Origin of the sequence: Clostridium sp. AF23-6LB, assembly GCF_003461085.1 — a bacterium.
Taxonomy (GTDB): domain Bacteria; phylum Bacillota; class Clostridia; order Lachnospirales; family Lachnospiraceae; genus Coprococcus; species Coprococcus ammoniilyticus.
In genome coordinates this window covers 67,666-89,794 of record NZ_QTWK01000002.1, presented here as the reverse complement: position 1 = coordinate 89,794, position 22,129 = coordinate 67,666, and the positions used below count along the sequence as shown (strand labels likewise).

The following is a 22,129-nucleotide window of genomic DNA, read 5'->3' as shown; positions in this document are numbered from 1 at the left end:
ATTTCTATGCATGTATTGACGCCTGTTTTTTTTTTTATAATGTTTATGCCGTTTTTTCAGCATGGTTATATCATGCTCAAAAGGGAAAATAGCGGAACAAGAGTTTGAAGAAAATCAATGTGAGGTGAGGGGAAAAAGAAGACGTAAGCAGGCAGTAGAAAAGATACGATAGAGATTGGAAAGAAAAGGAAGGATGAAGGCATATGGAAATGATAAGACAAAAGATAAAAAGCCTGATTTATGCAGGTATAGGTCTGGTACTTTGTGTATTGCTGTGCGGTGGAATGAGTATGACTGCACAGGCGGAAGAAAGGACAGATGATGGTTTCTACTATGAAGAAAACAAGGATGGCGGAATAACCATTACAGGATATACAGGCGATGAAACAGAGCTTGTGATTCCGGGAGAGATTGATGGTAAAGGAGTGACGAGCATAGGGGATAGTGCGTTTCGGGATTGCAGCAGCCTGACAAGTATCAAGATTCCAGCAGGAGTGACGAGCATAGGGGATTTTGCATTTGAGTATTGCTATGGTTTGACAAGTATAGAAATTCCAGCAGGAGTGACAAGCATAGGAGAATCTGCATTTGAGCATTGCAGCGGTCTGACAAGTATAGAAATTTCAGCAGGAGTGACGAGCATAGGGGAATCTGCATTTGAGGAATGCTATGGTTTGACAAGTATAGAAATTCCAGCAGGAGTGACGAGCATAGGGGAATCTGCATTTGAGGAATGCCATGGTTTGACAAGTATAGAAATTCCAGCAGGAGTGACGAGTATAGGGAATAGAGCATTTTATAATTGCAACGGTCTGACAAGTATAACAGTTGATAGTAAAAATAAGTATTATGATAGTAGAGATAATTGCAATGCAATTATTGAAACTGGCAGTAACACATTGATACGAGGATGTAAGTCTAGTAAAATCCCGGCGGGAGTGACGAGCATAGGGAATAGAGCATTTTATAATTGTAGCGGTCTGACAAGTATAGAAATTCCAGCAGGAGTGACAAGCATAGGGGTGAGTGCATTTGAGGAATGCGAAAGTTTGACGAGTATAGAAATTCCAGCGGGAGTAACGAGTATAGGGCATGACGCATTTGGTGCTTGCCTAGATCTGGTAATCGCATGTTATAAAGATTCATATGCCTACAACTATGCAATAGATAACAACATTCCAGTCAAGTTGCTTGAAGTGGAAACACCAGGCGATGCATCTGGAGATGATAAACCGACGCCAAATCCGACTACACCTTCGAACCCAAAGAATGATGATACGCAACAAAAACCAAAGGCAGTTCCGGCAAAAAAAGGAACAACGCTCACTGTTTCAAGTAAGAAGCTCAAAGTAAAGGTAACCTCATCTTCCAAGAAGAATCCAACAGTTACCGTAACGAAGATCACAGATAAGAAAGCGAAGAAGCTTACGATCCCGGCATCGGTAAAGGTGAAAGGAGTTACCTATAAGGTAACAGGAATCGCTGATAAAGCATTCAAGAACAACAAGAAGCTTACGACTGTAACTATCGGTAGCAACGTGAACAAGATTGGAAAAGAAGCATTCTCCGGTTGTTCTGCATTGAAGAAAGTAACGATCGGTAAGAACGTGACATCGATCGGCAACAAGGCATTTTATAAATGTACCAAGCTGGCATCTGTCACGATCCCGGCAAAGGTAACAACGATTGGTGACAGTGCATTTGCCGGATGTAAGAATCTGAAGAAGATTACAGTGACAGCAGGAAAGCTGCAGAAGATCAACAAGAATGCATTCAAGGGCATTAAAAAGAATGCGGCTATCACTGTAAAAGGCAAGAAGCAAGCCAAGACAGCTTTAAAGAAAAAGCTGAAAAAGAGCTCCATTGGATATGTAAAGACATGGAAGCTGAAATAATAAAATAGAAGAAAGACCCGCCTGCCACTAGCCATAGAGCTGGAAACAGGTAGGATGTGTTTAAAGAATAACGCCTGCTGGTTGTACCTAAGGAATATCGTATATTCCATGGATACAGCCAGCAGGCGTTTTTACTTTATGTGTTATTGTTATAAAATAGTTTATTTATTGAGGGCGGCAAGCTGTGCTTTTAAAGCCGCGATCTCAGAAATCATTGCGTTCTTCTCAGAAAGAACAGCCGCAATCTCGGCATCCTTTTCGGATATCAGAGAGTCTTTCTCGGATATTAGGGAGTCCTTTTCAGAGAGAGCCGCATCTTTTTCGGATATCAGGGAGTCCTTTTCAGACAGAGTCGCTACCGCTTCATCTCGTTCCTTTTGTAGTTCATCGATCATATAGTGAACCGTATTCTCATCTAACATTCGAAGTGCTTCTGAAAACATGGTGATCACCTCCTCCGGATCATACATATATTCAGACATATCCTTACAGATGGCTCCCATCCAGGGATAGTCAGATACCAGTGCAGCAAGGTCGTCAATCGACTGGGCAGTCAGTAATGACAGCCATGCATTAAGTTCATTGATATCTTTAGCATACTTACTTTCACGGAAAACGTCAAGGGCAACCACATAGAATTCCTGTAAAAGATTCAGTTTGATGCCGGTATCAAAAACAGTTTTCCCATGATGCAGATAAATGTCTGATACCTGTGTCTCTTTGCATTCATTAGGACTGTTTTCAAACATTACGATCGTGTAAACCGTTTTCAGATCCTTGTAGGTAAAGGCGTTTCTTTTCAGGCTTTTCACTCTTGTATACTGACGCAGCATGAGATCGGAGGAGTAGCAGGACATACGTTCACCCGGAAAAGCGTATGGAATCTTCTGGATCTCGACATTTGCGATCGAGCCATCTTCCAACTGGACAAGGATATCCAGAAGCAGGAGCGAGGTGGACGGCAGCATGCTGTCTTCATTTGACAGGATGCACTGAACTGTTACCTTTGTGCCGATGATACTGCTGATCAGACTGGATAATCGCTCCGGATAGATGTCCGGGTTGAACAGCTTCTTGAAAAATGGATCATAAGTTAAAGGCAGAGTTTTTGTACCCTCCATAAATCCAAGAAAGCGGTTCTTCCATTCTGGCGACATGTTCTGATATGCAAAGTAACTTCGCGGATGCTTGCGAAGTTCCGCGAGACATTCCTGCTCTGTGCGGGAAGGAAAGAGCTGGTGGATGTCTATTGGAGAACCATTGGCTGGCTGACTGGCATGGTTATGGTTGGTAATTTTTTCGTTTGATATCGGTTGATTGTTAAGGTGATGATTGTTGTTTTGGTTATACATAAGTTTCATTCCTCGTTATTTTCCGGCGCCTGTTTTGTCGACAGGAACAGCATAGCAGAAAAAAGAGGAAAAAGACTGCAAATGTAACAAATGGTATGTCTGGATGTAACTTTCGGTAATTTTTGCTGTTTATCCCCCCATAACCCAAGATTACATCAATGTTGTTGAGAGAAAAAAGGATCTATGCTACAATGGTGGCGTGAATTTTGAACGGACAGAAAGGCAACACTATGTATAAATACTATTTATTTGACCTGGACGGCACAATAAGCCAGTCCGAGCCGGGCATTCTCAACTGCATCCGCTATGCTCTGGATGCAGCCGGACTGCCGGAGCCATCAGAGAAAGTGTTAAAGACATTTATCGGACCATCGTTGTACGATTCCTTTACCTCCAAATGTCATGTTGACTACGATCAGGCACTCTGGCTGGTGGACAAATACAGAGAACGCTACAATGTGACAGGTCTGTATGAGACATCTATCTATGATGGCATTCCACAGACACTCAAGGATTTAAAAGAAAAAGGCGCGAAGATCGGAGTGGCGACCTCCAAACCGGCAGAACCAACGAAGAAGATACTGGCGAAATTCGATCTGGCACAGTACTTTGATGTTGTGGTAGGAAGCAATCCGGATGGAACCGGATCGGACAAGCAGGTGCTGATCGCAGAGTGCCTGAAGCGGTTGAAGGAAGCCGATGCGGAAGGTACGGATATGCCACAGGCAGACCGGGAAGAGGCAGTCATGATGGACGATTCCAAGCCAGAGGTTAAGACACAGATACATGAAAAGGATGCCGTGATGATCGGTGACCGGATGTTTGACATTGATGGCGGACATGCCTGCGGAATTGATACGGTCGGTGTTCTGTATGGATATGGAAATCGTGAGGAATTTGAAAAAGCCGGCGCGGAATATATCATCAGTCGCCCGGAAGAGCTCCTGACATTGTAAGGGAGATCAGACAGAGGCCCTTTTGATATTATAAGGAGACTTTTAATGGGTATTCATAAGGATATTAAGGGTATATAGAAGGCAAATGCAGGCATATACCATAAAAGGGGAGACGAAAACGTGAGAAAATTATTGACGCTTGAGGATATCCATGAGCGTGAGAAAACAATGGTGTTCATGTTTCATGATCTGTGTGAGAAGCATGGACTGCGGTATTATCTGTGCGGCGGCACGCTGCTTGGAGCAGTCAGACATCAGGATTTTATTCCGTGGGATGATGATATCGACATTCTGATGCCACGACCGGATTATGAGAGATTGCAGGAAGTGATCAAAGAGCAGCCATTTCTGCCGGAGCATAAGTTCCTGTCAGCAAGCCTTGGCAATCTGGATGAGCCATATACGAAGCTTGCGGATACGAGGACAAGACTGGACAAATATTATACGAAGGACAAATATGACATCTATTTATGGATGGATATTTTCCCGATGGATGGACTGCCGGATGATGATGCAGAGATTGAGAAAATCTATAAAAAAGCACTCTGGTACCGTAGGATCATACAGTATCTGAAGATGAAGACCGGCCGGGGTGGCAATCTGGTCAAGAAGATCGTGAAGCCGGTCTTAAAGCCATTTGCACATCTGATCTGGGGCAAGAAGCGGACCGTGAAGAAGCTGATACGGCTATGTACGCAGTATGATTTTGAATCGTGCAAATATGTAGGAGGCATTGCCTGTGGCTATGGTCCGCAGGAAAAGATGCCGAGAGAAGAATATGTGAAGCCTGTGAAGGTGACATTTGGCGGCAGAGAGCTGATCGCACCGGGTTGTACAGACTATTACCTGACATCCCTTTATGGCGACTATATGAAGCTTCCGCCAGAAGAAGACCGGAAAGCTCACATTATCAAAATGTATCAGGTAGAGTAAGCATATAGATATTTGTATAAGGAACAGAGTAAACGGTGGACAACATGAATAGTACAAGTGTTTTCCATATCAAGACGAAAATAAATAAAAATCATTCAGGAGGAAATAAAAATGAAAGATAAGATTTTAGAAGAGGACCTGTTGTATATTGCAAATGCAGGTGGAGATTATGAGAAATTATACGGCAAATCCATCCTGATCACAGGAGCAACCGGACTGGTTGGTTCACAGATCGTAAAGGCACTGCTTAAGATGAACGAAGTAAAGAATGCTGATATCACGATCTATGCATTTGTCAGAAATGCAGAAAAGGCAGACAAGATCTATGATGAATTTGCAAAGGATAAGCTGGTGTATGTGATCGGCGATGTTGGAGATCCGGTTACCGATGAGACTGTAATCCTGTCAAATGGCAAGAAGATCTCAGAAGTACAGATCAACTACATCATACATGCAGCAAGCCCTACAGCATCCAAGTTCTTTGTGGACTATCCGGTGGAGACGATCATGACTGCGGTAAATGGTACAAAGAATATGTTAGACCTTGGTAAGGAGAAGCAGTCCGAGGGTGTTGTATATATATCATCAATGGAAGCATTTGGTGCACCGGATCCTGAAAAGCCATATGTAAAAGAAGATGATCTGGGATACATTGATATCCACAATCCAAGAAGCTGTTATCCGGAGGGCAAACGTCTCTGCGAATGTATGTGTTCTTCTTACGCAAGTGAGTATAAGTTGCCGGTTCGTATTGCAAGACTGTCACAGACATTTGGCGCAGGTATCAGCTATGAAGAGAATCGTGTATTTGCACAGTTCGCAAAGGCTGCTATGAATAAGACGGATATTGTTCTGCACACAGCCGGAAAATCCGTTGGTAATTACTGCTACACCAGAGATGCCGTTATGGGTATTCTGCTCCTTCTTGTAAAGGGAAATGATGGTGAAGCCTATACCGTAGCGCATCCGGAAGCACATATCACGATCGGAGATATGGCAAAGATGGTTGCAGAGAAACTGGCAAATAATGAGATCAAGGTTGTATTTGACATACCGGAAAGCGCCATGACATTTGGCTATGCACCGGATGTAAATATGCGCTTGAATTCAGATAAACTTCAGGCACTTGGCTGGAAGCCGGTGATCGGTCTGGAGGAAATGTATACCCGCATGATGAAGAGCATGGAGTATACAAGATAAAGATTGGAAGAAATAAGCAGAAACTGCTGCTGCAGGGGACGATCTGTTCTATGGTAGCAGCAGTTATTTGCATTACAGGAAAGTCTGGGATAAAGAAAACAGGAGGACGTGGCAGTTGGTAAACAGGATCGTAGTCGGAGCGGACAGCTTCAGTATACATGGAAAATTTGATGAGCAGGGGATGTTCCTTTTGATGGAAGAGGGCGATATCCTTTCAGATGAGGATTTTGCGCGTATCGTGACCTTTGTTGATGACCACAGGAACGGAGATATCTTTCTGTTGCCGAAGAAATACGGACCGAGCAGGAACAGCAAGAAGGGAATCATGTATGCACCGTTTTCCGCATATCGCGAGAAAGGAAAGCATGCGCCTTGGCTTGCACAGAAGCTGGACAGAGATCAGGAATTTCATGGTGTCTATGAGCAGCTTATAAATGGGGTGATCTCTACGGAGATTTTAAGATTCCTGCACGGATTTACACCATTCGGTATGGTGTTTAAGGGAAGCCTGTTAAATCAGTTAATGGAGATCGCAGATGCCGGAATACAGGGTAGTTCTGCCGGAATACAGAATGCCGGACAGGATGCAAATGTGACATTCGGAAGCCCTGCGCATACATTGGAGGACGTTCTGGTAAAGGGATCATTTCCGGTATTAAAATGGCTGCTTGCGGTTCAGGCAAGAGCCTGTCTGGATGAGAAACTCTATTATATCGATGGTGTTGGCTATACTTTGAAAAACAGCTTTGAAGGGGATAAGACCTTTTTTGAAGGAATCTATGACCGGGCATGGTATAAGGATACCGTTGATCAGCTGATCGAATGGTTAAAGGAAATGTCCATCCATCAGGAAACCCTGCAGATGCTTGTTATGCAGCATGCACTGTTCATTGTAAAATATATGATCCAGGCAAATCTCGATAACCTGAACAAGCATTTATTTGAAGAGACCGACGGCGAGGCTTTTTTGTGGAGGCTTGGGGAAGTGCTCTCTTATATAGATGATTCGATCATTTGTGAGAATCAGGGATACCATGTGGATATGAAGAATGAAGACTGCCTGGTATGGGTATTGCTGATCTTAAAGTATAAGGACACCGGTCTGGAATTTGATTTTACAGATGGCTGCTACAGCTATAATGATATCCAGATTGGAGAGCTTACGAAGCCGACGGCGGACATTCAGTTTATGGACAATAAAGATATGGAGGATCACACAGAGCTTACGATCGAAGGACGGTTATCGCCTATTCTTTTGATGAATGGAGCAGAGTTTGGTGTTCTGGTCGGTGACCGCTTCTATCCGGCAGAATATAATGAGCGGTATGCACATACAAAAGCATTTGGCATGTCGATCTTCAAGCTTCGGGCATTTACGATCCGGGTGGAGCTTCCATATGGACAGGAAACAGAACTGGCTTATGTAACAAGAGTCCGGGCGGATGTCTTTGAAAATGGTGAAACGATGGGAATGTCGGTAGAGGATCTTCCGGTCACTCTGGAATTCGATTCTCATTTCAGCCGTTTGTGTGACCGTTTCCGTCACAGCTATTGGAAGATCAATAAGAAGCTGTATATGTATAAGACAGAAGCCAATATCATGAAGGTTGATCCGGTAAAGCATGGGAAGATCGCAGGCAGAGAACTGACGTTATGGCGGGATATGTTTGCAACCGGACAGAAGAAGGTTATTAAGTTTATCATTGTCCGGGCGTTCTTAAAGGCAAAGCCGGTTTTAAAGCATCGTCCGATCTGGCTCTTTTTTGATAAGATATATAAGGCGGGGGACTCCGCAGAATACATGTACAAATATGCAAGAAGCAAGAAGGATGGCATCAAATGCTATTATCTGGCAGATGGGGCATCGGAAGATTATGCACGTCTGGAACGCGAAGGTATGAAGCCGGTCAAACGGAGAAGCATCAAGCACCGGTATGCATTTTTGTATGCGGATATGGTGATCGTGTCAAACTCTACCGTCTACGCATTTAATGATTTCGGTACGATCAATTCGGCACTGATCCGTGATCTGATGAACTTCCATGTAGCCTGTGTCCAGCATGGTATGTCTATCCAGAAGATCGCAGTTGCGCAGAACCGGTTGAGAGATAATACACGGTTGTATTTCTGTGCATCCAAATATGAGATTGAAAATCTGTCGAAGCCGATCTACGGCTATGAGGGTTATGATGCATTGAAGCTGACCGGAGTACCGCGTTATGATGGACTTATAAATGAAGATAAACGGCAGATCCTGTTATCCCCGACCTGGCGGATGCAGGCAGCAGTTCCGGTTACAAAGAATGAGGGTGTGAGCCGTGACTACAATCCACTTTTTAAGGAGACAACCTATTATCAGGTATATAACAGCCTTATTAATGATGAGCGTCTGATCGCTGCGGCACAGAAATATAATTATAAGATCGTCTATGTACTGCATCCGATCGTCAGCCCGCAGATCGATGATTTTGATAAGAATCCTTCGGTAGAGATCATTCCGGCGGTTGCCGTTCATGGACATTCCGGTGTCAATTATGAGAAGGTGTTCCGGGAATCCAGTCTGATGGTTTCGGATTTCTCCGGTGTTCAGTTCGATTTCGCTTATATGCGTAAGCCGGTGGTCTACCTGCACCATCACGATATACCGAAGCATTATGAGGAAGGAACCTTCCACTATGATACGATGGGATTTGGCGAGATCTGCGAGGACAACGACGAATTGATCGATGTTCTGATCTCTTATATGCAGAATAACTGCGAGATGAAACCGGAGTACCGCAGACGTGCCGATGATTTCTTCCGGTTTGACGACCATGACAACTGTGAACGGATCTATGATGTCATGATCGACTACCAGAAGACAAAGATTCATTAAGATATAGCTTTTTCTATAGCATCAACTATGATCTCCAGGGTTTTTAACCGGGCATATTTTTTATCGACTGATTCGATGATGTGCCATGGAGCATAGGTGGTGCTTGTTTTTTGCAGCATTTCATTGACGGCTGTTTCGTATTGATCCCATTTTTCACGGTTTCGCCAGTCCTCATCTGTGATCTTCCATTGTTTTTCCGGTGTATTCTGACGCAGCGTGAATCGTTCAAGCTGGGTGTCTTTATCAATCTGTATCCAGAATTTGATGATCACAGCACCCCAGTCATACAGTTCTTTTTCAAATTCGTTGATTTCGTTGTAAGCACGTTTCCAGTCATTTTCACTGCAAAATCCTTCGATCCGTTCTACCATGACTCTGCCATACCATGTTCGGTCGAAGATAGCTACATGACCGGAGCGTGGAAGCCTGGTGAAGAAACGCCAGAGAAAATGTCGGGATTTTTCATACGGAAGAGGACTTGCAATCGGAAATACTTCGTAACCGCGAGGATCTAATGCTTCCGTTACACGCTTGATATTGCCGCCTTTTCCGGCAGCATCCCAACCTTCGTATGCAATGATGACAGGAATCTTTTTGTGGTAAATGCTGTTGTGCAGCTCTCGAAGTTTTCCCTGTAATTCTTTCAGACGTATGGAATATTCTTCATCAGATATCGTCTTGTCCTGTAAAGAGATATCTGACAGCTTCGGCATGTCCATAAGAGGGAATACATTCTGCGGGATCGGAACTGCCAGTGAATGATTCTGTAGGGCAACATCGATTCCCTCGGTCAGGATTTCCAGAACCTGAAGCTCCGCCCATTTCTTGGAGCAGCCATCGATGATATACCATGGCGCGCGGGAAGAATCGGTAGCATCTAAGAATTTGTCAAAGATGTCCATGTATTTGTCATAATGTTTGTTCTGTGCTAGGTCAGTATCGGTCACTCTCCATTTGGTTGCAGGATCATCGGCAAGCGTCCGGATTCGTTTCTTCTGTTCTTTTTTCGAGATGTTCAGGAAGAATTTGACAACCAGATAGCCGTTATCGGTCAGCTGTCGTTCAAATCTCCGAACATTGGCAATTCGAAGCTCGTAGTCTTTTTTTGACAATTCTTTGTGTGCGTATTCACGCGTAAGCTGATCCATCCAGCCGGAATCCATAAAGACAAAATTGCCGGCTTCCGGTATCTCTTTTACAAATCGCCAAAGAAATGGTTTCCGCCTGTCCTCTTCTCTGACCTTTTCCAGCGATGCAACCCGGTAAAAACGTGGATCGATATTGTTGATGATCCGTCCGACCAGACTGCCTTTGCCGGAAGTACCCCAGCCTTCTACCAGAACGATGACCGGAAGCTTGTGTTCCCGGACAGCCAGCGTCTGCGCCGCCAGCTTTTTCTGCAAAGCCTTTAACCGTGTATTCATTTCCTCGTCCGATGGCTTTTCCTTCATAATTCGATTATTCAACATACATAACACCCCCTGTGTAATAATGAAATTAATTTTTTATATTGCGTGAATTATGCGTTGGGATATCTTAACTTACCAATACAGGGGCATTTGAGGTCGCCGGTCCTTAGATGGCGCATTAGCGGCATCTTAGTACCGTTGCAGACCTAACTGAGACCTTACCGAGGTTTATCCGAGGTTAGTTCGAAGTTACACAGCGGGAAAACGAGCGGAAGCGTCCCCTGATTGGTAATGTTAAAGGTATCCCATGCATATCAATGTATAATATAAAAAATTAATTTCATTATTTTCCGGTTATATCATAAAGTCAATGGACAAAATGTTTAAATTATCTAAAGGACACGCATATAAAAAAATTTTTTAATGTGTTAACAAATTCTATTGTCATGCCGACCGTTATATTGTAGAATATACATGAGGTTAGGGTTGGATTCTTGTAGAATTTATTTTGTGCTGAATTTTGAAATAATATTGAATGAAAGCATTCTTTTTTTTTCAGAAAGAATGCACATAGGAATGATACAGGAGGGACACAGACTATGACATCAGGTGAAGAATTATTAGAATTAAGAAAGTCTACAGGAATGAACAGACGCGAATTTGCTGAGTATTTCGAGATACCGTATAGAACTGTACAGGACTGGGAACTTGGAAATAGAAGAATGCCATACTATCTTCTTCGTCTTATGGTTTACAAAGTAGACAAAGAAAATCTTGCAAAGCAGGATTGATTCAGGTAATTATTTTTTAAACAGATGATGGGCGAATAGGTATTGAAAAATCACGGGCATGTTATGTGTCCGTGATTTTTTAAGAAAAACAGAAAATAAAGCACACAAAACAGGGAGTAGAAACAGTGGCAAAGCAGTACGTGATGATCAATGACATAATCGAAGAACATAATGCGAGAATGTATAACTTAAGAAAATACTACCCGTTTTTTGTGTTATCGGAAACTGCATTTACACAGTACAGGGATGGACGATATAACAGTCTGGATATGGGATATATCACCATGGCGGTACTGCGTTTTTTTATTGAGGAAAACAACTTCAACGAGAGGGACATCACATATCCCCAGTGTGAAGCATTTATAAAAGAGCTACTGATCCGTGATTTCGATATTGAGATCGAGGACGAGGATATGGCAGACCTGATCTTATATATATTTGACAAGATCAGAAATGATGGAAAAGCATTTGAATTTACATTTTACGATCCGGGTAAGAAGCAGAAGAAGACCGGGCGTGTCAGACTGATCGACAGCCGAATCACGGATGGAAAAGTGCTCTATTACATAACTGCGGATGGGATAGAATTCTATCTTGATACCAAGGAGATCAAGGACGAGAGCAAGATCAATGTAGAACAGGTTTTGCTTGAGAAGATGATCACCGGAGAGAATTTCAAGGGAGGTATCGAGGTTGTCAAGCGGATCAACAGCGAAGTGAACCGGCTTGTAAGAGAAAAAGACGATATCGTAGATCTGCTTTCTTACGATGTATTTGCTGGGGCAGAAGCTTATGAGAAATATATGAAGACGGTTGGCAAATGGTTTTCCGAGGAACAGAAATTATTTGCGAAGAACAAGGCACTGGTCGATAAGGCAGTTGCGAAAGCGAACTTTGACCATCTGACAAAAGGTTCTACGTTGTTGGATGAGATCAGTCAGTTGGAGCTGGAATTGAAGAAGACCATATTAAAGCATGGAAATCTGATCAACAGCACCATGGAATTACAGAATATATCGGACAACATTATTCAGAAGGCGAAGTTAAAGCGTCTGCGTCCGGTATTTGATTTTGAAAAGGAATTACAGAAGATGATCAGGGAGGATCGGCCGGATAAGATGGGCATGATTCTTGCTCCTTTATTTGCACCGGCGATCACGAAGTCGTTCTCGATGACATCGATCGACAATCTTCTTACGCTCAAATCAGAGGATGAGGCGAAGATGGTGACAGCAAAGAAAGAAGATGTAAATGCGAACTTCCGTTACGAGGACGAGATTGAAGAAGAACGCTCCGGCAGAAACTATGGCAAGTTATTCTTTGAACTGATGGATGTGCTTGCCCGCTGGAAGAAGCTCAGCCTGAAAGAATTCAACGGATTCCTAGAGATACGATTTGGAAAAGAAATCTATGAGAATGCCGATTATTACGCATTCCTTACCCATCTGGCACAGAAGAAGGAATATGATATCAGCCGGATATTAAAGAAGCAGGATACCATGCTTGAAAAGCTGGTAGTTGACAGTATTCGGGAATATCAGAAGGTGCGGGACAGCATCGGAGAGCAGCAGATACCACAGGCTACAGCCGACAGCATTTCAACTGTAAGCGTACCGGATATTTATTCGGAAGATGCTTATGCTCCGGATATCTCATTTGAGCCATACAAAGATATGCGCTTCACGCTGACCTTTGACAGCACTGAGGAGATCCCGGTTGGAGCAGATATGTATGTTACGAACATAATATTTGAATTGCAATAAAAATACATGTGAGGAAAAAAGATGGACAGCAGAAATTTGGATAAGGCGATTGAGATCTACGCCAGACTGATACAGGGCGAAACGATCGCGAAAGCAAGCAGAGAAAACAGTGCTCTGTACGAAGATTATTATGGAAATGCAGAGGTCTACGAGATTGTAGGCAATCTGTTAAAGAAACTGAATCTGAGTATTTACGAATACAACGAAGCACTTTATATCACTCCGGGTGAAGGCAACCGGGTATTTGGTTATACAAATGACGATATGAAGCGCATACTTGGACTGCGGCTGAATAAAGAATTGTTCCTGTGCTATTTCCTCATGTATGTGATCCTGCTGTATTTTTATAAAGATTCCGGAAGCTATCAGTTCCGTGAATTTATCAAGCCGGAAAAGGTGATCGAAGAGGCGGACAAATATCTGGCAGATGTGACGAAGCGGTTGTCTGTATTTTCCGCAGAGGATGTCGGGGCAGAGAGCTTTAAAGCGGTTGGGCTGCTGTGGGATGAGCTTCCGGCAGTCAGTCATGCAGTCTATGACGGAGAAAAGACGAAGGCGTCAAAGGCATCCAAATCCGGTTATGTGAAGCTGACATTTAACTTTATGGTCAGCCAGAAATTATTTGTCGAGAACGAAGAACGCTACTATCCGACCGATCGGTTCAAGGCGTTATGTGAGAATTATTTTGAAGAATACAGGGGACGTCTGTATCAGCTGCTTGGAGGTGAAGAGGATGCCGTGCATTAACCGAATACGAGTAAATAATGTAAAATACAACTTTGGTACACAGCAGTACGATGATTTTTCGATGCGTATGTATGGCAAGAACACGCTTTATGACCTTGCAAACGGTGGAGGAAAGAGTGTGCTGATGCTTCTTCTGCTTCAGAATCTGATACCGAATTGTACGTTAGATGATAAGCAGCCGATCGAGAAATTATTCCGGAATGGTGGCGGCAATACGACTATTCATTCCCTGATCGAATGGAAATTAGACGACGCGGATATCAAGGATGGATACCGCTACATGACGACCGGCTTCTGTGCCAGGAAAGCAAAGGAATCCGATGAGGGAGCATCACAGGACGGACAGACGGCGGCGATCGAGTATTTCAATTACTGCATTTTCTATCGGGATTATAATAAGAACGATATCATTAATCTTCCATTGTCAAATGGTAATGAAAGAATTACATACAGTGGTCTAAAATCCTACATTAAGGAGCTTGGACATAAGGATATGAGCCTTGAAGTGCGCTTATTTGAGCGGAAAGGGGAGTACCAGCGGTTCATCAGCGAATATGGTCTGCATGAGAGCCACTGGGAGATCATCCGTGGAATCAATAAGACAGAGGGTCATGTCCGTACTTATTTTGAGACGAATTATAAGACGACCAGAAAAGTAGTAGAAGATCTGCTGATCGAGGAGATCATAGAGAAAGCATTTCTGACCCGTACCGGTAGGGATGGGGATGAGAGCACGATGGCAGAAACGCTGCTTGATATTAAGGATAAATTGAACGTGCTGGCACAGAAGAAACGGGATATCGCGAACTTCGATCATCAGATCGAGCTGATCAATGTCCTGCAGGCAAAGGTCAATTCCTGTATTAACCAGTACGAGGCACACGAAGATATCACAAGGCAGCTTGCGGATATCTATGTGACGGGAAAAGAACTGACATCGAGAGAAAATGAACATCTGGAAGAACTGCTTGTGGCAAAACAGACTGCATTTGAACAGAAGGAAAGCCAGAAGAAGCGGTTGGAGAATCTGAAGATCACCAGAGATGGTTTCCGTCTGCAGGAGCTCCGGGATAAGTCAGAACAGTTAAATGCAAATCTTGCTGAAAATGAACGACAGGTATCGGCATTAAAGCAGGATATGAATATGAAAGAAAGTATCAATGATTATCTGGGTTATCTGGAAGACAGAAAACAGTTATCCGAGAATCAGAAGATCATCGATCATATCTTACAGAATACCGGGGCAGACCGTGAGAAAATGACGGTCTATGCCTATAACAGAAAGCTTCGGGATGATGCGCGTTTGAAAGAGCTTCTTCTGGCAAAGGAAGAGGTCGAACAGTCGCATGAGTATGCAGTGAAAGAGGCTGATTACTGCATGAAATGTATCAAAGAGGGCGAGATCGATCTGGCTGTATCCGGGGATAATCGGAAAGCGGCTTCGGACAAATTACAGTCCTTAAATAACAAGATATCCGAGCTGACCTCACAGGTTGCCCTGCTTGTTGTGTCGGATGCGGCAAACGTGATCGAAGCATCCGAAGAAAAGGCAGCAGAATTTGAGGCATCCTTACAGGCACTTGCAGAGAGCATACGGGAAGATCAGGAGCAGGTATTTGAAGACCGTTACCGGTTGTCACTTGCGGAAAACAGTCTGGAAACACTGGAAAAAGAATATGAGACAAGCCATCTGGATGCAGAGGAATATCGTCAGGCAGCTAAGAAGTTAGAAAGCATTATGGCGGTATATAGTGTAGAGAAAGCAGAAGAAATCATAGATGCGATCAATGCAAGAATCACAGGAACGCTGACCGAGACGGTCATCAGAAAACAGGAGATTGACCGACAGCTTGCAAGACGCAAATATCTGGAATCCGGACGTTTATTCGGACCGAGTGCAGGAGCATCGGCAGTTATTGATTATATCGTGACCAGACATGGACATATGGCGATGCACGGAGCTGATTATCTGGCAGCACTTAAGCCGGAGCAGCGGACGGAGATCTTGAAGAAAAACAGGGCACTTCCGTATGGAGTAGTCGTGAAGAATTTCGCTGATATTGCAGAGGATATCAATCTGGATTCGATTCAGACAGACAATGAAATGGTTTTGATCTACGATATGGATGACCTGTCTGAAAAGGCAGTTACCATAAACGAAAATGCCGTTATGGTCTGCAGAAAAGGAGAATATTTTACAGATGATGAGATTCTGAAATCGTTAAAGGAAGAACTGACGATCCAGATCCGTGGCCTTGAGGATGAGATATCCATGATCGATGAGAAGCTTGCGACCTACCGGGAAGATCTGGCATTTGTCAGTCATCTGGCAGATGAGAGGCACCTGGATGCGGCGGATATCGAACGAAAGCTGAATCAGGATCTGTTAAATAAAAAGGATGAGATTCGTGAGCTTCAGGATCGCATAGCAGAACGGACAAGCCGGATCGCGCATCAGAAAGAAGATGAGGCATCCGTAAAAGAAAAGCTGCATGAGCTGGAGGAAGACAAATCAATCCTGCTTCGTATTAAGGAGCTTTCTGATCTGGCAGTTGAGGAAGAAGCCCGTTATACGGAGAATGTTCAGAAAGAACAGCGGATCACAGGACAGATCGAGGAGCTGAAGCGGGATGCAGTCAGATGGAATACAACTGTGAGCGAGACGGAGGCACGGATGCTTGCGATCGCAAACAGTATTCAGGATATACAGGATAAATGGCAGAATTACTTCAAACCTTATTACCTGGAGGATGGCAAAGTGGATGTGTCACTGGATCCAAAGCAGAAGATTCAGGTGGCACTTGGACAGGAAACGGAAGATGTATCCAGACGGGATATCGAGATCCTTACGATCTCTGATGAAGTGCTGGAGACAGAATTTATGGCGATGTATGCAGTAGCAAATAAAAATGCACCGGATGTAGAGGATAAGAAGAAGTTGGTTCAGGCATTGTCACAGTCAATGGATCGTATCCTGCATACGATTGAGAAGCGTGGCGTGAAACTTTCGGATCTGGAAGCACAGACACAGTTATTTGCCACATCTGAACAGCAGTTACAGGCACTTTCTGATGAATTGATGCGTCTGGAACTGGTATCAGCATCCATGGCGGAAGAACTGAAGAATGTATCAAAGGCTTCCGGCAGATTGGAAGGAAATATCGAATATGCGGTTGCCAGTCTGAAAAAGACTTATGGTGAAGATGCATATGCAGAAGAACAGATTTCTCTAAGTGAAGCAGAGCAGGCGATCGCACAGGGCGATCAGATCCTTGCTGAGCTGGAACAGAGTTATAAGAAGACAGCAGAGGAATATGAGACCTGTAACAAAGAGCAGGGCTATATGATCGAGCTTTATAAAGATGTAAAACGTATCGTAGATACAAATGACATCAATGTAGAAAATGGTAAGCTGTTAGAAGCTGGGAAAGAGGAGTTGCGACAGGCATTTGAGACCAGTTTGTTACGATATGACAGAAGCCGCAAGAATCTGGAAAAGACAAGAAATGAACTGATGCGGTTCAAGGGACAGACAGCGGAAGCACTCAGTGAAATGGGTGTATTCGAGATGGCAGAAACGATCCGCAGAGATGTCATCATACCTGAAAACTACTATGATGCAAAGGCGTTACTTGAAAGCCTGTTACAGATCATTTCCTATATCGATCTGGAAAAGGAAAGAGTGGAAAAAGGAATCGAAGATATGGTTGCGATCAAGGAGAATTTTTGCAGTCAGTGTTTACAGCGTTGTATGGATGTAAAGACCGAGCTTGAGAAGCTTCCAAAATTATCGAAGATCACCGTTGGAGAAGAAGTCATCCGTATGGTTGATCTGACGATCCCATATGTGAAAGAAGAATTCCTTGCACAGCGTATGTCTGATTATATTGACGATATCGTAAAGGGCGCAGATGCCTATGAGGATGAGAGGAAGCGTGTCCGTTATATCCGTGACTGTCTTGCATTGAAGCGGTTATTTGGCGTAATGGTCACAGACATGAATGCGATCAAGCTGAAACTATATAAGAGAGAGCGTATCAAGGAGCAGAGCCGGTATCTTCGTTATGAAGAAGCGGTTGGTAGTACCGGACAGTCACAGGGTATCTACATTCAGTTCCTGGTTGCGATCATCAATTATATTGCAGGTATGTATTCTTATGGCGCGGAGGGTGAGATCTCTACAAAGACGATCTTTATTGATAACCCATTTGGCGCGGCAAAGGATGTATATATCTGGGAGCCGATCTTTGCCATGCTTGCAGCTAATCATGTGCAGTTGATCGTTCCTGCCCGTGGCGCAACTCCGGCGATCACCGGCAAATTTGATGTGAACTACGTTCTTGGTCAGCAGATGGTCGGTAACCGCCAGCAGACGGTTGTTGTCGATTACACCAGCAAGACCTCGCAGGAGGAACTGGAATATCAGGACATCACCTACCAGCAGGCAACCTTTGACTTTATATAAGGTGTTATACCGTACAAACAAATGCCGAACATACCATTTGTTACGCAAAACACTTGCGTTCGATTCTCACGCAGCGGTACTAAACTCACTGCTTAAGCAGTGAGTTTAGTACCGGCGTTCGAATAGGTTTGCTACACAAAGGTATGTTCGGCATTTGTTCTGATATGATTGTCAAACAGATCTATAACCCCAAAAGCAGGTATAGAACCAAAATGTTAGAATTGTTTTACAATAGCCCCATGCATATTATAGTCTGTAAGCTTTTTCTGCATTTACGCAAAACACTTGCGTTCGAATAGGTTTACTGGTGGTAGTAGCTCAAGAAATCAGCAATTCTTCCCATAGCGGTTTTAAGCTGCACGATATTTGGCAGATATACGATACGGAAATGATCCGGGTCTGTACAGTTGAAGCCGGTACCACAGGTGATCAGGATCTTCTTCTCACGGAGAAGATCAAGGGCAAACTTCTCATCATCCTTGATATGGAACTTCTCCTGATCCAGTTTCGGGAATATGTAGAAAGAAGCTTTTGGTTTCACAACGGATACACCGGGAATGTCACAGAGGGCATTGTAGATATATTCACGCTGTTCGTAGATTCGTCCGCCCGGAAGCAGGAGTTCATCGGCACTCTGATAACCGCCCAGAGAAGTCTGAACGATACTCTGTGCAGGAACATTTGAACAAAGACGCATTGAAGACAGAAGATTCAGACCTTCGATATAGCCTTTTACATGATCCTTTCTGCCGCATAGACACATCCAGCCGATACGGTAACCGGCTACACGATGGGATTTGGACAGACCGTTGAAGCTGATCGTGAACACATCCGGTGCCAGAGATGCGAGTGCAACATGCTTTCTGCCATCCATAACCAGTCTGTCGTAGATTTCATCTGCAAACAGGATCAGGTCGAATTCTCTTGCAAGATCAACAATCTGTTCCAGAATCTCCTTTGGATATAAGGCACCTGTTGGGTTATTTGGATTGATCACGACGATACCCTTTGTATTTGGAGTGATCTTACTTCTCATATCATCGATATCCGGATACCAGTCACTCTGTTCATCACAAATATAGTGAACAGCAGTACCGCCTGCCAGTGTGACAGAAGCTGTCCATAATGGGTAATCAGGAGAAGGAACCAGAATCTCATCTCCATTATTTAAAAGTCCCTGCATAGACATGGTGATCAGTTCACTTACACCATTTCCGGTATAGATATCGTCAATTCCGACATTTGGAATATGCTTTAACTGGCAATACTGCATGATAGCCTTTCTTGCGGAGAATAAGCCCTTGGAATCGGAATATCCTTCGGTGTCTCTCAGATTGTAAGACATGTCTTTGATGACTTCATCCGGTGCGTGAAAACCAAATGGTGCAGGGTTTCCGATATTCAGTTTCAGAACATCAATGCCCGCTGCCTGCATGCGGTTTGCTTCGTCCATAACAGGACCTCTTATGTCATAACAAACGTTATCGAGTTTCGTTGATTTTTCGTATGTTCTCATGCGATATACCTCTCTTTATAAGAATTTATCCGGCTCCCAAAACCGGAAGTTAAGCAACCTTAAGAATCCATTCTTGTACAGGAAACTGTTGTTATGGGAATTTGCCGGACTTTATAAGATGACAATAAAAAAGCCCAAGCAAATAAATTTTGCTTAGGGCGAACTTATTATTTTTATAGTCCGTGTTACCACCTAACTTCAGGAAAAACTTCCTGCACTCTGTACGGCCAGATCTCTTAACCGCTGTTCCTGTAACGTGGAACCTTCCGTTGACTGCTAATCTAAAACCTATTTCGCAATCACAGCTCGGGGACTGCTTCCTTAAGATGTTCTACAGGCTCACACCAGCCGCCTGCTCTCTGAAGTAACACTTGCTTAAGTACTCCTTCCTGTCATAGCCTTTGATTTTTCTAAAAGTCTAGCACTGCACAGGGGAAAAGTCAACTTAAATTTTGTCAAGAATTATCATTAGCAAAATGAAAACCAGCTACAATAAAATCTCAAGAATAGTGTAGCTGGTTCTTCTGTTGATTATGATCGTATATCAAAGAATCAGATAAGAAAAGAATCAGAATAATAAAATGCATAGGTTGCAATGTAACTGTTAATAGGTTTTTACCTTACATTTATAGAGCTTGTGTCCGGCGATCGCATAGATATAAGCAGTACCTTTTTTCTTTGCTTTTACCACACCCTTAGAGGAAACGGTTGCAACTTTTTTATTGCTGGATACCCAGATCACACGTTTTTTGTTGTTTTTTAATTTTAAGGTAGTTTTTTTATTGACCTTTAATGAGAGGACGGACTTGCTCATTTTTGGTGCAGGCTTTGCCGGTGATACGAGCTGGATATCAACCTTGGCAGCGAGCAGTTTATCATCATAATAAGAAGAGTCTCCTTCGATATAGAAATAGATTTTTTCACCCTTTTTCAGATTATAATTTTTAAATAATACATATTCGGTTGGATGTATAGTATTGAAATATCCGGAAGCTTCTATTTCGGCAAGATCTTCGTCTAGTATGTGGAAGGAGCTATATGCTTCACCATTATTTGTAATATAAAATTGATATTTTCCGGCTTCCGGAGCAGTAAAGCAGCCCAGCAAAGTATCTTCACTCGTATAATAGTTGTTATAGGTTAACTGATTCTTACCTATCGTCAGTGCCTTTGATTTTGTCATAATAGTTGGTTCTTTTGCATAGCTGGTTGCCGGGAGCGCAGCGACGCCTAGTATAGCGATCAGGAAGACTGCTATGAGTTTTTTCATGATTCCTGTTTTTTTCATTATGTTCTCTCCTTTTTTCAGATTCTGACTACTTTTCGTTATCTGATGTTTGATCTTATCTTATGATAGCAAAATCAAAAATAAAATGCAATACAAAATGTAATGCAATAAGCAATGCTTATTTAGCTCGATTTTTGCAATATTATTATATGAGGAGGGTTGATAATATGGCATTTCAGTTAAAAACAAATCGAAAAGAAACGGAGAACAAGACAATCCGCTTTCCGGTTCAGTTGATCGAGCAGATCGATCAGGTGATTGGGAATCAGGATGTTACTTTTTCCAGTTTCGTGATTCAGGCATGTGAATATGCATTGGAAAATATGGACGTAGACGCAGGACAAAAGAAATAAATATAGGTATAAATTATATGAAATATCAGGTTTGTAATTGGATTCATATTACATAGCCATATAATTATGAGTACATAAAAGTATGGTACAAAACATGAATTGTATAAATAACATATACAATTAGCTCTACAACTAAATATATACTTGCAAAAAGACAAAATAAATGTAATAAAATGATTAAATTGTCAAAAAATAATGTTGACAAAATGGGTATTATCACATATAATAAAGATACATTAAAGAACGGTCATCAAACAGATGCCACCTGGATAAACAGATCGAGGTCCGGTACACGGAAACTGGTCAAAAGTAAAAGGTGTTTTCCAGAAGTTCAAGGAAGGAGGAGATTCCGTTGGATACAATTGAAGAACAGTTTTATCGTAGCAGCATACATGATTGGGAAGTTGTTTCCACACGGGATGCCTTATCGATATAACTTGAAACAAGTCCCCACACAGATGCCGGTTCGGCATAGATTGAAGTATCGGGACGTAGGTATTAGATTACCGGTTATGTTCTGCTAGGATTGTTCAAAACACAAGATATAGGTAGTGTTTCAAGGGCATTAGGCTATATCACATAGACG

14 protein-coding genes and 1 other annotated feature are annotated in these 22,129 nt (G+C 43.0%); of the genes, 10 read left to right on the top strand and 4 right to left on the bottom strand.

Features of this window, described 5'->3' with window-relative positions; translation table 11 throughout:
• Positions 1-203: 203 nt before the first annotated feature.
• Complete coding sequence (locus DWY07_RS04895; protein ID WP_117822377.1) at positions 204-1,895, top strand: leucine-rich repeat domain-containing protein; 1,692 nt, start codon at positions 204-206, stop codon at positions 1,893-1,895.
• 161 nt (positions 1,896-2,056) lie between these two features.
• On the opposite strand, the gene DWY07_RS04890 is transcribed toward DWY07_RS04895, so the two are convergent.
• Positions 2,057-3,052, bottom strand: a complete 996-nt coding sequence (locus tag DWY07_RS04890) for a PD-(D/E)XK nuclease family transposase (protein WP_117822376.1) — start codon at positions 3,050-3,052, stop codon at positions 2,057-2,059.
• Between the two features lie 401 nt (positions 3,053-3,453).
• Here DWY07_RS04890 and DWY07_RS04885 point away from each other — a divergent pair, with 401 nt between their 5' ends.
• The 4 genes from DWY07_RS04885 (at position 3,454) to DWY07_RS04870 (ending at position 9,211) form a co-directional block, all read left to right on the top strand.
• Complete coding sequence (locus tag DWY07_RS04885; RefSeq protein WP_242997305.1) at positions 3,454-4,203, top strand: HAD hydrolase-like protein; 750 nt, start codon at positions 3,454-3,456, stop codon at positions 4,201-4,203.
• A 120-nt stretch (positions 4,204-4,323) separates the two neighbouring features.
• Entirely contained in the window at positions 4,324-5,136 is an 813-nt protein-coding gene (locus tag DWY07_RS04880; protein WP_117808071.1) for a LicD family protein, read from the top strand.
• Between the two features lie 111 nt (positions 5,137-5,247).
• A complete protein-coding gene (locus DWY07_RS04875; RefSeq protein WP_117822375.1) occupies positions 5,248-6,336 on the top strand; it encodes an NAD-dependent epimerase/dehydratase family protein in 1,089 nt (362 codons plus the stop codon).
• Positions 6,337-6,451: 115 nt separating this feature from the next.
• Complete coding sequence (locus DWY07_RS04870) at positions 6,452-9,211, top strand: CDP-glycerol glycerophosphotransferase family protein (protein ID WP_117822374.1); 2,760 nt, start codon at positions 6,452-6,454, stop codon at positions 9,209-9,211.
• On the opposite strand, the gene pap is transcribed toward DWY07_RS04870, so the two are convergent.
• Positions 9,208-10,680 (bottom strand): polyphosphate:AMP phosphotransferase, encoded by a 1,473-nt coding sequence (pap, locus tag DWY07_RS04865; protein WP_117822373.1) that lies wholly within the window; start codon positions 10,678-10,680, stop codon positions 9,208-9,210. The genes DWY07_RS04870 and pap overlap by 4 nt on opposite strands.
• A 539-nt stretch (positions 10,681-11,219) precedes the next feature.
• Between pap and DWY07_RS04860 the strand changes: the two genes are divergently transcribed.
• The 4 genes from DWY07_RS04860 to DWY07_RS04845 all read left to right on the top strand — a co-directional run bounded on the left by DWY07_RS04860 (position 11,220) and on the right by DWY07_RS04845 (position 18,386).
• On the top strand, positions 11,220-11,411 hold the full coding sequence (locus tag DWY07_RS04860; protein ID WP_008402480.1) for a transcriptional regulator: 192 nt from the start codon (positions 11,220-11,222) through the stop codon (positions 11,409-11,411).
• Between the two features lie 125 nt (positions 11,412-11,536).
• On the top strand, positions 11,537-13,174 hold the full coding sequence (locus DWY07_RS04855; RefSeq protein ID WP_117822372.1) for a hypothetical protein: 1,638 nt from the start codon (positions 11,537-11,539) through the stop codon (positions 13,172-13,174).
• A gap of 21 nt (positions 13,175-13,195) precedes the next feature.
• Positions 13,196-13,921, top strand: a complete 726-nt coding sequence (locus DWY07_RS04850) for a DUF6063 family protein (RefSeq protein WP_008402483.1) — start codon at positions 13,196-13,198, stop codon at positions 13,919-13,921.
• Entirely contained in the window at positions 13,908-18,386 is a 4,479-nt protein-coding gene (locus DWY07_RS04845; protein WP_117822371.1) for a hypothetical protein, read from the top strand. Before DWY07_RS04850 ends, DWY07_RS04845 begins: the two co-directional genes overlap by 14 nt.
• Before the next feature lie 301 nt (positions 18,387-18,687).
• Here DWY07_RS04845 and DWY07_RS04840 read toward each other — a convergent pair whose 3' ends face one another.
• Both DWY07_RS04840 and DWY07_RS13290 read right to left on the bottom strand, forming a co-directional pair.
• The gene (locus DWY07_RS04840) at positions 18,688-19,902 is read right to left on the bottom strand and encodes an aminotransferase class I/II-fold pyridoxal phosphate-dependent enzyme (protein WP_021944668.1); all 1,215 of its coding nucleotides are present in this window, start codon (positions 19,900-19,902) and stop codon (positions 18,688-18,690) included.
• Between the two features lie 151 nt (positions 19,903-20,053).
• Positions 20,054-20,307 (bottom strand) — a binding site (T-box leader).
• A 199-nt stretch (positions 20,308-20,506) separates the two neighbouring features.
• The gene (locus DWY07_RS13290; protein ID WP_201815394.1) at positions 20,507-21,190 is read right to left on the bottom strand and encodes an Ig-like domain-containing protein; all 684 of its coding nucleotides are present in this window, start codon (positions 21,188-21,190) and stop codon (positions 20,507-20,509) included.
• A 167-nt stretch (positions 21,191-21,357) separates the two neighbouring features.
• Here DWY07_RS13290 and DWY07_RS04830 point away from each other — a divergent pair, with 167 nt between their 5' ends.
• Positions 21,358-21,543, top strand: a complete 186-nt coding sequence (locus DWY07_RS04830; RefSeq protein ID WP_117822370.1) for a YlcI/YnfO family protein — start codon at positions 21,358-21,360, stop codon at positions 21,541-21,543.
• Positions 21,544-22,129 lie beyond the last annotated feature (586 nt).